Origin of the sequence: Spiroplasma endosymbiont of Tricholauxania praeusta (assembly GCF_964019535.1) — a bacterium.
Taxonomy (GTDB): domain Bacteria; phylum Bacillota_I; class Bacilli_A; order Mycoplasmatales; family VBWQ01; genus Spiroplasma_E; species Spiroplasma_E ixodetis_A.
This window is the reverse complement of the sequence record NZ_OZ026450.1, coordinates 834,829-846,528: the sequence shown is the minus strand read 5'-3', so window position 1 is coordinate 846,528 and position 11,700 is coordinate 834,829. Positions and strand designations below refer to the sequence as shown.

The following is an 11,700-nucleotide window of genomic DNA, read 5'->3' as shown; positions in this document are numbered from 1 at the left end:
AGGAGTAATAAATATATGCAAATGCAAAAAAATTCAAAACATTATACTGCCCTTAAAATTTCTCTTGCTTCTCCCGATCAAATTCGTTCATGATCACATGGAGAAATTACAAAGCCAGAAACAATTAATTATAAGTCATTAAAACCTGAAAAAGATGGATTATTTGATGCACGAATATTTGGACCAACTAAAAATTATGAATGTACTTGTGGTAAATATAAGAAAATAAAAAATAAAGGTAAAGTTTGTGAACGTTGTTTAGTAGAAATTACTGAAGCAATTGTTCGACGTGAACGTTTAGGACACATTGAGTTAGAAGAGCCAGTAACTCATATTTGAATGTTAAAGGCTTCTCCTTCAAGAATTGCGTTAGCATTAGATATGAAAGCTAAAGACTTAGAAGAAGTAGCATATTTTGTTTCTTATATTGTTTTAGACCCAGGGACCGCTAAAGGTTTAAAACAAAAAATGATTATGGATTTAGGTAATGCTAAATCTTCAACTGATACTCGTAATCGTTTACGTAAAGTATTTGCACAAATTTTAGAACAATTAGAACCTTCTTCTTTTGCTTATACTCGTGCTCAAATGTTAACTGATACTTTAGCAGATACTTCACGTCCATTTTCAATGGATGAATGTGCTCAATTTATTACTAAACATACTGGAACAAAATTTGGAATTGGTGCTTCAGCTATTGAGTATTTATTAAAAAATATTAATTTAGAAAAAGAATTTCTTGCCATTAAAAAACAATTGACAAACAAGAAATCACAAACTGATCGTAGAAAACTAGAACGTCGTTTAGATGTTATTGATTCATTTGCTAAATCAGGAAATAAACCAGAATGAATGGTATTACACGCTATTCCGGTGATTCCACCTGATATTCGTCCAATTATTCAGTTAGATGGTGGTCGTTTTACAACATCAGAAATTAATGATTTATATCGAAGAATTATTATTCGTAATGAACGCTTAAAAAAAGTAAAACAAATGGGAGCACCAATCTTAATTATTAATAATGAAAAAAGAATGTTGCAAGAATCAGTTGATGCTTTATTTGATAATGAACGTAAAGCACGTCCAGTAACAGGAAGAGATAAACGTCCATTAAAATCTTTAACTTCAACATTAAAAGGAAAACAAGGACGTTTCCGTCAAAACTTATTAGGTAAGCGTGTTGATTATTCAGGTCGAAGTGTTATTGCTGTTGGTCCGGAATTAAAAATGTATCAATGTGGTATTCCTCGTGATATGGCAATTATTTTGTTCAAACCTTTTGTTGTGCAAAGATTAGTTCATCAAGAATTAGCTTTAAATATTAAAATTGCTGAAAAATTAATTGAAATCCAAGATGAACGAATTTGAGATGTTTTAGAAGAAGTAATTAAAGATCGTCCTGTTTTATTAAACCGTGCCCCAACTTTACACCGTTTAGGAATTCAAGCATTTGAACCAATTCTAGTTAAAGGGAAAGCTATTCGTTTACATCCACTAGTAACTCCTGCTTTTAATGCTGACTTTGATGGTGACCAAATGGCTGTTCACGTGCCAATTACCCAAGAAGCAGTAGCTGAAGCAAGAAGTTTAATGTTAGGTTCAAAAAATATTTTAAGTCCTAAAGATGGTAAACCAATTGTTACGCCAACTCAAGATATGGTTCTTGGTAATTATTATTTAACTATTGAAAAATTAGATGAATTAGGTCAAGGTTCAATTTTTAAAGATGTTAATGAAGCAATTAAAGCTTATGATACAAAACAAGTTTCATTACATGCTATTATTGGAATTCGTGTTGCTAGTTTAGGTGCAAGTAAATTTGCTGCTACCGATCAAAACAAATTTTTAATTACTACTATTGGTAAGATTATTTTTAATCAAATGTTTTCAGAAAGAATGCCATTTATTAATCGCCCAAATATTATTAATTTAACTGAAACCCATAATGAAGATTTAGTTACAACTGATGTTGATTTTCGTGAATTTATTAAAAAAAGAGTTATTGTTGAACCATTTAAGAAAAAAGCTTTAGCAGATATTATTCATAAATATTTTAAAACTTTTGGAACTCAATTAACTGCACAAATGTTAGATAAAATGAAAAATCTTGGTTTTAAATTTTCAACAATTTCAGGAACAACAATTTCTGCAGGCGATGTTGTATCTTATTCAGGTAAAACAAGATTATTTAAAGAAGCAGATGAATATGTTAAAACAATTAACAAGTTTTATAAACAAGGTATGTTAACTAATCGTGAGCGTCATTACCATATTATTAATAAATGAAGTGGTATTAAAAATAATATTCAAGTTGAACTAGAAACAGTTTTAAGAAAAGATATTGAAAATCCAATCTTTATGATGTGAGATTCAGGTGCTAGAACTAATATTAGTAACTTTACTCAATTAGTAGGGATGCGTGGTTTAATGAATAATCCAAAAGGAGAAGTTATTGAATTACCAATTAAATCTTCATTCCGTGAAGGATTAAATGTTTCAGAGTTCTTTATTTCTACCCATGGTGCTCGTAAAGGAATGGCAGATATGGCTCTTAAAACTTCTGACTCAGGTTATTTAACAAGAAGACTAGTTGACGTTTCACAAGATATTATTGTTACTGAAGAAGATTGTAATACCGGTAATGGCTTTATAATTAGTGACGTTGTTGACCAAAAACGTAATAATATTATTGTGCCCTTACGTGACCGTTTATTTGGACGTTTTGTTCAAGGTGATGTTGTTGATAGTAAGAATAATGTAATTGTTGCAAATAATGAATTAATTACTGAAAAATTAGTAGAAACAATATTAGAGGCAAAAATTACAAAAATAAATATTCGTTCAGTTTTAACTTGTGAAGCAAGTTATGGTGTTTGTCAAAAATGTTATGGTATTAATTTAACAACAGGTTCTATTGTTGCTATTGGTGAAGCAGTTGGAATTATTGCAGCGCAATCAATTGGTGAACCAGGAACTCAACTAACGATGAGAACTTTCCATACTGGAGGAGTTGCTGGTGGTAGTGATATTACCCAAGGATTACCAAGAATTAAAGAATTATTAGATATTACTAATCCCAAAGGTGCTGTTGCTATTATTAGTGAGTTTGATGGTAAAGTAACAGATATTCGTGAAGAGCAAGGAATTTATACAATTACTGTAAAGTCAAAACTTGACTATAAAGAATATAAAACTCAATATAATGCGCAGGTAAGAATTAAAATTGGTGATAATGTTAAGATTGGCCAAAAACTAACTGAAGGTGCAATTAATATTACACAATTACTAGAAGTAGCAGGAATCATTGAAGTTCAACAATATATTTTAAAAGAAGTACAACGTGTTTATCGTTTACAAGGAATTGAAATTTCTGATAAGTATATTGAAATTATTGTAAAACAAATGTTGAATCGTATTTTTGTAGTTGAAGGTAATGATTCACCATTATTGCCTGGAGCGATTGTTGATATCAAAGAATTTAAGAATGTTAATGCCAAAATTATTGTTGCTGGTAAAAAACCCGCTTTTGGTCATCCAATTATTTTAGGGATTAAAAAAGCACCATTAGAATCAGAATCATTCTTGGCTGCTGCTTCTTTCCAAGATACAACAAGAGTATTAACTAATGCTGTTATTAAGTCAAAACAAGATAATTTACGTGGTTTAAAGGAAAATGTTATTTTAGGAAACTTGATACCGGCCGGTACTGGTTTAATGCCAACTGAGAAGTTAATAGGTATGGGTAATTCTTCACTTGAAGAAGAATACTAAATTAAAATAAAAATAAAAAGTGAGAATTTTATTCTCACTTTTTAAATATTTATATTTTATTTTCTAATGTTTAATTTTACTAGTTGTATGTTTTAAAGATAGGATAAATATATTTCTGGACATTCTTGTGTATAATTAGTTTTACCAGAATTTATAAATTTTTTTGTTTTTTTAGTAAACTCTTGCATTGTTTTTTCTTCTTTTTCTTTTGCTTCACATTCTTCTGAATTACCTTTTTTATGGAGATGTATTCTTTTAAAATTTTCATCTTTCATTATACTTATTTTTTGTAGTTCACTACCAATTCCACTATCTTTACTATTATGTTTTAAAGATAATTTTCTTAAAAGATTACTTTTATTATCATTTTTAGTAAAGTTGGTTGTAGTTTCTTGTAGTAATTGATTATTAATTTCACTATCTTGAATTGAAGTTAATATTACATTATCTATTTTTTCCTCTAATTTAAAAGGTACTACAATATTACTATCATCATCTTTGTTAAAATCATTATCTTTACTCAAAGTTAATATTGCATCATTTATTTTTTCCTCTGATTTAGAAGGTACTACAATATTACTATCATCATCTTCGTTAAAACCACTATCTTGACTTGAAGTTAATTTTTCATTATTTATTTTTTCCTCTGATTTAGAAGGTACTACACTATCATTATCATCATTTTCTTTGTTAACACCATTATCTTTATTTGAAGATAATATTGCATTATCTATTTCTTTTTTTTCATTAAAAACAGTATCTTTAGTATTATCTTTTAAAACAGTTGGTTTTAAAAAACTAGGGCTGATAACATTTTGATAAAACATTTCTTCTTTTTTATGATTAGATTGAACTTTATCAAGTAAATTTTTAAGAATTATTATATCTGAAAAGATTTCATCATAAGTAGCAATAATTGCATGTTTATTTATTACGGTTTCATATATTCTTTGACCAGCATTTTCTTGGGTGATTAAAGAAGAATAATCACAAGTGTTATTAAAATTACAATTTATTTTTGCTTTTTTAATAAAATCAGCAGTTAAAAGTATTATAAAACTATTTATCTTCTTTCTTCTATTTAAACTTCCATATTTATTTAATGAAGCTTCAATTTCTCAGTCAATATGTTGTCTACATTTTGTATGTATTCCTAGAATAAGAATAGTAATAGTTGTATCTTTTAAATGATTTTGTCTAATAGTTTTAGCGATTTCATTATTTGATGATGTGGTATCAATATCCCCTATTTCTACAGACATGTCTTTTATATTTAAATAATTAGCATACTTTTTAATTAACTCTGCTAATTGGTCTTTTTCTTCTTGTTCTCTTAGATGATGATATGAAATAAAAATTTTTCTCACTGTTTAACTCCTTTTTTTAACATTATTAAAAATTATATTTTATAATTTTTTTGATTATAAAACATAAGTCTTAATAGGTAATTTTAAAGATATTGTTTTAAAAATTTAAATTTGTTTTTTACTTATATTTTATTTAAACATTTAATATTTTAATCTGTGTAGTTTAATAATTTTTTGATTTGTTCATTAGTTGCAGTTGAAAGTGAAAGTATTGAAATAAAATATAAGTATTTGTTTTCTATTAAATCTTTTCTAACTTTATCAATTTGTTTTCAAAAATCTTCGATTTCTTCTTTGCTTAAATTTTCATCATTAATGATGAAATTACCATTAGTATCTATTTTTGTTAGTGATCTACTAGCAATTAAGATTGGTCTGATTTTTAAATTCATAATTTTTAAAATTACATCTGTTACTAAGTTATTTTTATCGGAAGTTAATAATATTTGTTTACTTTCATCAAAAGTATTTTTAATACTTTTGATTGCTTCAGAAACTCTTCCTTCGGATTTATTTACTAATATTGAACTTGTCAAAATTATAAAAAAATTTTAGGCAATTTTTGTTGGTTTTTTATTAACTCCACTTTCTGATTTTAGGAATTTTTTAAATAAATTTATATCAACATCTCTAATAAATATTTCTTTAAAATATTTTCTTAATTTTATTTTTAATTCTTTTTTCGTTTCTATGATTTGACTAAAATCATTTGAAGAAAGTATCCTTTTAACTTTGTTTTTTTGTTTATAATTTAATAAAAATTTTATTAGTAAAAACATTAAAAGTAATATGAAAAAAATAAGTAAAGCAATACTTGAAATATAAGCTATTCAATTAAATATTTTAGTTGTAGTCAATCTGCTTTTCCTTAGTTTTATCCATAAAATGTTAAACATAATAGCACAAAAAAATATATAACTTTTATATTTATAATTTGGGGTATTAGTTTAAAAAAAATAAAAAAATTTAGTATTATAATTTTTTAATTAAATAGTTACTTGTTTTGTGTTAGTTATTAATTTTATTTTAGTTTCTTATTAATATTTGTTGAAAATTATTATGATATTAATAATAATATTCCATTTTAATTATATACATATATAATTAAAAAAATCTATTAAAAAGCAACATAATATAAGAATTTTTTTAAAAAAATTATTTTTATAATGTTGCTTTTTTATGTATTTTATACTGATCTGTGTAGTTTAATAATTTTTTGATTTGTTCATTAGTTGCAGTTGAAAGTGAAAGTATTGAAATAAAATATAAGTATTTGTTTTCTATTAAATCTTTTCTAACTTTATCAATTTGTTTTCAAAAATTTTCGATTTCTTCTTTGCTTAAATTTTCATCATTAATGATAAAATTACCATTAGTATCTATTTTTGTTAGTGATCTACTAGCAATTAAGATTGGTCTGATTTTTAAATTCATAATTTTTAAAATTACATCTGTTACTAAGTTATTTTTATCAGAAGTTAATAATATTTGTTTACTTTCATCAAAAGTATTAAAAATACTTTTGATTGCTTCAGAAACTCTTCCTTCGGATTTATTTACTAATATTGAACTTGTCAAAATTATAAAAAAATTTCATGCAATTTTTGTTGGTTTTTTATTAACTCCACTTTCTGATTTTAGGAATTTTTTAAATAAATTTATATCAACATCTCTAATAAATATTTCTTTAAAATATTTTCTTACTTTTATTTTTAATTCTTTTTTCGTTTCTATGATTTGACTAAAATCATTTGAAGAAAGTATTCTTTTAACTTTGTTTTTTTGCTTATAATTTAATAAAAATTTTATTAGTAAAAACATTAAAAGTAATATAAAAGAAATAAGTAAGCTAGAACCAGAAATAAAACCTATTCAACTAAATACTTGATTTTGACTCAATTTAATTTTCCTTTCAAATAACATGAAATATGATGTTGATATTTTATTTTAATTATACATAGACATAATAAAAATTAAATATTTTTTAAGTGTATTTTACAAATTTTTGAATATGTATATGGATGGGTTACACTTTATTGGACACTAATTACGTAGACAAGTTCACAAATTAGTTAAAAGAAAGGAAAATAATTATGGCCAATATTAACTCATATTCAGATGAATTTAAAAAACAAATAGTAGCTTTATATCAAAGTGGCAAGTCAGTATCTTGTCTTGTTAAAGAATATAACGTTACAAGAGCGGCTACTTATAAATGAATTAAGCAATTTACTAATTCAGGCAGTTTTAAAACCAAAGATAATCTTTCTGATTTAGAAAAACAATTAATTCAAGCAAATAAAGAATTAAAACAATTACGAATGGAAAATGATATTTTAAAGCAAGCAGCACTAATAATAGGCAGAAAATAGAAATTATTGCAAATAATAAATCTAAATATAAAATTCGCACAATGTGTCGTTTTTTAAAACTCTCTAAATCAACATATTATTTTAATTTAAAGAAAAAAAATAAAAATCAAAATAATATTTATGATGAAGCTGTTATTAGTGCTTTTAAAGAAAATAAAGAAGTTTATGGTACTAGAAGATTAAAAGTCATACTAGCAAACCAAGAAATTTATTTATCACGCAGAAAAATTAAACAAATTATGAATAAGCATAATTTAATATCAAAATACACTAAATTATCATTCAAAAATCATCATAATAAAGTCAATGATAGTCAAATTACCAATCTTGTTAATAGAAACTTTAATAATAAAATTAAAAATGAAGTTATTGTTAGTGATTTAACTTATGTTCAAGTTAATGGTAAGTGAAACTATATTTGCTTATTAATAGACCTATTTAACCGCGAAATTATTGGACATAGTGTAGGTACTAAAAAAGATGCATCATTAGTATATCAAGCATTTATGCACTCAAATCGCTGTTTAAAAGATATTGAAATATTTCATAGCGATCGCGGTAACGAATTTAATAATAAAACTATTGATAAACTTTTATTAGCATTCAACATAACTCGATCTTTAAGCAAAAAAGGCTGTCCTTATGACAATGCTGTTGCTGAAGCAACTTTTAAAACTTTCAAAACTGAATTTATTAATGATAAAAATTTTACATCATTAATCAAATTAAAATTAGAATTATTTGATTATATCAATTGATACAACAACATAAGAATTCACAGCACCTTAAACTACCTAACTCCAGTTAATTATCAAAAACAAGTGTCTACCAAAAAACAGTCCTAAAAAGGGTTGCCATTCCAAAAATAAATAATAAAATTAAAACTTAGATAAAAAAATATTTTTTGTTAAAATATAATTGATTTAATTTGATTTATGAAAGAGGTAATGATTATGAAACAATATTTAGATTTATGTCAATATGTTTTAGAAAAAGGATATAAAAAAGCTGATAGAACAGGCACTGGTACTGTTTCTACTTTTGGTTATCAAATGCGTTTTGATTTACAAAAAGGTTTTCCCATATTAACTACAAAAAAAGTTCATTTTGCTTCTATTGTTCATGAGTTATTATGATTTATTGCTGGTGATACTAATATTGAATATTTAGTTAAAAATAATGTTAGAATTTGAAATGAGTGACCTTATAAGAAATTTATGGAAAGTAAAAAATATCAAAATGAAACTTTAGAAGAATTTGTTGAAAAAATTAAAACTGATCATCAATTCGCTCTTGAATTTGGTGATTTAGGACCTGTTTATGGTAGACAATGACGTAATTTTAATGGTGTTGATCAGTTGCAGGAGTTAATAGAAAATTTAAAAAACAATCCTTTTTCACGAAGACACATTTTATCAGCATGAAATCCTGCAGAAATTAAAAATATGGCACTACCACCATGTCATACTTTAATTCAATTTTACGTTTCTGATGATAAAAAATTATCTTGTCAATTATATCAACGTAGTGCAGATATTTTTTTAGGAGTTCCTTTTAATATTGCTTCTTATGCATTATTAACAATAATGTTAGCACAAATATGTGGCTATCAGTTAGGAGAATTTATTCATACTTTAGGTGATGCTCATATTTATAGTAATCATTTTTCACAAATTAATGAACAATTAAGTAGAAAACCAAAATCATTACCAATTTTAGTTATTAATAAAAATATTACTAATTTATTTAATTTTAAATTTGAAGATTTTAAATTAGAACAATATGATCCATATCCGTTGATTAGAGGTCAGGTTGCAGTATAATGGTAATTTTAGTTTGAGCAATGACCAAAGAAAAGATAATTGGTTTTAATAATAAATTGCCCTGAAAAATTAAAGAAGAAATGCAATATTTTCAGAGCATTACTTTAAATAAAAATGTATTAATGGGTTCAAAAACTTTTGAAAGTATTGGCAAACCATTAAAAAATCGTTACAATATAGTTGTTACTAATCATCAAGAACGTTATCAACAATTTCTAAATGATAATAATATTACTTTCACAAATGATATTATTTCATATTTAAAACAATATCAAGGTAATAAAAAAACAGATATTTGTATTATTGGTGGTGCTGAAATTTATAAGCAGGCATGAGATTATGCTGATTATTTATATGTTTCAGTCATTAAAAATTTATATAATGGTGATCTTTTATTTCCTATTAGTAATTTTTCTGATTTTAAATTAATCAAAACAACAGAATTTGCAGAATTTGTGGCGAATGTGTATCAAAGAAAGGAAAAAAAATAATAATGAACATTTGAAAAGCAATTTTAACATGACCTTATTTATTACAAACTTATAGTAAATCAGGTTCAATGACAAGAAAGGTATTAAAAGACCCAAGTTTAGTTTCTGAAGCAAAACGATATATTTGATTGAAAAAACGTGTGCGTTATATTAAATGATTATATAATATTAAATTAACCGTTCATAACATTGAGAATTGACCAAAAAGAAAAGGTTGTGTAATGGTTGCCAATCATCAATCAAATTTTGATCCATTATTAGTATTATCGGTAAATGATTATAGTTTATATGCACCTTTAGGTTTTATTGCAAAAGAAGAATTAAAAAAAAGCCATTTGGCACGAAGATTTATTTTTTTAATTGATGTTTTATTTATTGATCGTAATAATCCACGAACAGCCGTTACGGCTTTTCAAGAAGCAAAGGAATTAATTAGAATTCCGCGTACAATGATGATTTTTCCAGAAGGAACAAGAAGTCATCAACAAGAATTGCAAGAATTTAAATCAGGTGCTTTTAATATGGCATATCAATCTTATGTACCAATTATCCCTGTTACTATTATTAATTCTTATCAAATTTTTGATCGAAAATATAAAGGCAAAAAAGATATTCATCTTATTTTTCATAAGCTAATTGAGCCAAGTGAATTTATTAAATTATCTACTGATGTATTATCAAAGCAAGTATTTAATATTATTAAAAAAGGAATTGATGATTTTAGCAATAATAAAATTTAAGTAGTAATAATAAAAGGTTGTTAATTAACAACCTTTTATGATGTTTAAGAGTCAATAATTAATTTCTGATGTGATTTTTGTTTTTTATAATTACGTAAATTTTTTACTGATGTAATTATTAGTGAAGAAGATGTATATCAAATTATTACGATAATTAATCATAGTAGGATATTAATAAATTGTTCTTTATTTAAGCCAAGACCATTTTGTAATAATAAGAATACACTTAAGTAAGCACAAATAACACCAATTGATCCACCTAGTGTGAAAGCAATTGGTGGTTTAATTTCATAGTTTTTATCTTTAATAAAACGTGTGCCAGCAACTGGCATTAAAAAAGCTGCAGATCCCATCATAATTGGAAAAGCACATTCAGCGTTAAGACCTAATAAATAAGTAGTTGCCATTGCTGGAGCATAAATACCAATGCCTAATGCCATGAAAGCACCAAGGATAAAGAATATACTAATACCAACCAAATATTTTCATCAAATATCAAGACTATTATTATTACCCGCTGTTGGCATAATTCCAATTTGTTTTTGACCTAAAAGCATGATAATTGAAACAATAAATAATAGAATACCAATAAATAGTTGTGATCAACTAAGTTTAATTTTATTTGCGATAATGGCGCCTAAATAGGCACCTAATGTTGCAGCAGAAATTAATGAAACTAGTGTTGGTCATGCTACTTGAATTAAAGCAATAAAAATAATTGCTTCTAAGCAAGTAGGAATACTATGACCAACATTCATAATTCCTAAAATTTTTTTATCATTACGTACTTGTTTTGTTAATTTTAATAAAATAATACTTACTGCAAATGAACCAATACCAATTGTGTCGCAAAAATCAGCAATAAAACCAATTATTCCTAGTTTTCAAAATCGTTGTTTAAAATTATCTTCAAAATTATGGATATGTTCTTCATCAAATTGTGAATAACTATTTTTTATAAGATATCATGTAAAAATTGCTACTATTATTAACAAAATAGTAATAAAAATAATAGCAACAATTGAGGGTTTTCAAATATTTGTTAAAAATAAAGTAAGTAATAATACAAATAAAGAAATAGGAATTATTAATAAACTATAGTATATTGTTTTTTTATTCATAGTTATGTCCTT

At 25.1% G+C, this 11,700-nt stretch carries 10 protein-coding genes; 5 read left to right on the top strand and 5 right to left on the bottom strand.

Annotated features, from left to right (window positions below):
• Window positions 1–21 precede the first annotated feature (21 nt).
• Window positions 22–3,774: a DNA-directed RNA polymerase subunit beta' gene (gene rpoC, locus AACK96_RS04530; RefSeq protein WP_338975145.1), complete on the top strand. Its 3,753-nt coding sequence runs from the start codon at window positions 22–24 to the stop codon at window positions 3,772–3,774.
• Window positions 3,775–3,866: 92 nt separating this feature from the next.
• Here rpoC and AACK96_RS04525 read toward each other — a convergent pair whose 3' ends face one another.
• From AACK96_RS04525 to AACK96_RS04510, 4 genes are all read right to left on the bottom strand, one after another.
• The gene (locus AACK96_RS04525) at window positions 3,867–5,141 is read right to left on the bottom strand and encodes a TIR domain-containing protein (protein WP_338973499.1); all 1,275 of its coding nucleotides are present in this window, start codon (window positions 5,139–5,141) and stop codon (window positions 3,867–3,869) included.
• Between the two features lie 149 nt (window positions 5,142–5,290).
• A complete protein-coding gene (locus tag AACK96_RS04520; RefSeq protein ID WP_338973496.1) occupies window positions 5,291–5,677 on the bottom strand; it encodes a hypothetical protein in 387 nt (128 codons plus the stop codon).
• A 15-nt stretch (window positions 5,678–5,692) separates the two neighbouring features.
• Entirely contained in the window at window positions 5,693–5,920 is a 228-nt protein-coding gene (locus AACK96_RS04515) for a hypothetical protein (protein ID WP_338973494.1), read from the bottom strand.
• A 382-nt stretch (window positions 5,921–6,302) separates the two neighbouring features.
• Complete coding sequence (locus AACK96_RS04510; protein WP_338973491.1) at window positions 6,303–7,040, bottom strand: hypothetical protein; 738 nt, start codon at window positions 7,038–7,040, stop codon at window positions 6,303–6,305.
• Between the two features lie 194 nt (window positions 7,041–7,234).
• On the opposite strand from AACK96_RS04510, the gene AACK96_RS04505 reads away from it, so the two are divergent.
• From AACK96_RS04505 to AACK96_RS04490, 4 genes are all read left to right on the top strand, one after another.
• A protein-coding gene (locus AACK96_RS04505; RefSeq protein ID WP_338973306.1) for an IS3 family transposase occupies window positions 7,235–8,358 on the top strand; the annotation gives its coding sequence in 2 pieces (ribosomal slippage) (window positions 7,235–7,478 and window positions 7,478–8,358; 1,125 coding nt in all).
• Between the two features lie 108 nt (window positions 8,359–8,466).
• Entirely contained in the window at window positions 8,467–9,336 is an 870-nt protein-coding gene (thyA, locus tag AACK96_RS04500) for a thymidylate synthase (protein WP_252320867.1), read from the top strand.
• Window positions 9,336–9,827: a dihydrofolate reductase gene (locus AACK96_RS04495; protein WP_338973489.1), complete on the top strand. Its 492-nt coding sequence runs from the start codon at window positions 9,336–9,338 to the stop codon at window positions 9,825–9,827. The genes thyA and AACK96_RS04495 overlap by 1 nt, the downstream gene beginning before the upstream one ends.
• Before the next feature lie 2 nt (window positions 9,828–9,829).
• A complete protein-coding gene (locus tag AACK96_RS04490) occupies window positions 9,830–10,567 on the top strand; it encodes a lysophospholipid acyltransferase family protein (protein ID WP_338973487.1) in 738 nt (245 codons plus the stop codon).
• A 44-nt stretch (window positions 10,568–10,611) separates the two neighbouring features.
• Here the strand turns inward: AACK96_RS04490 and AACK96_RS04485 are convergent, their stop codons facing one another.
• Window positions 10,612–11,688 (bottom strand): sulfite exporter TauE/SafE family protein, encoded by a 1,077-nt coding sequence (locus tag AACK96_RS04485; RefSeq protein ID WP_338973485.1) that lies wholly within the window; start codon window positions 11,686–11,688, stop codon window positions 10,612–10,614.
• Window positions 11,689–11,700: the final 12 nt, after the last annotated feature.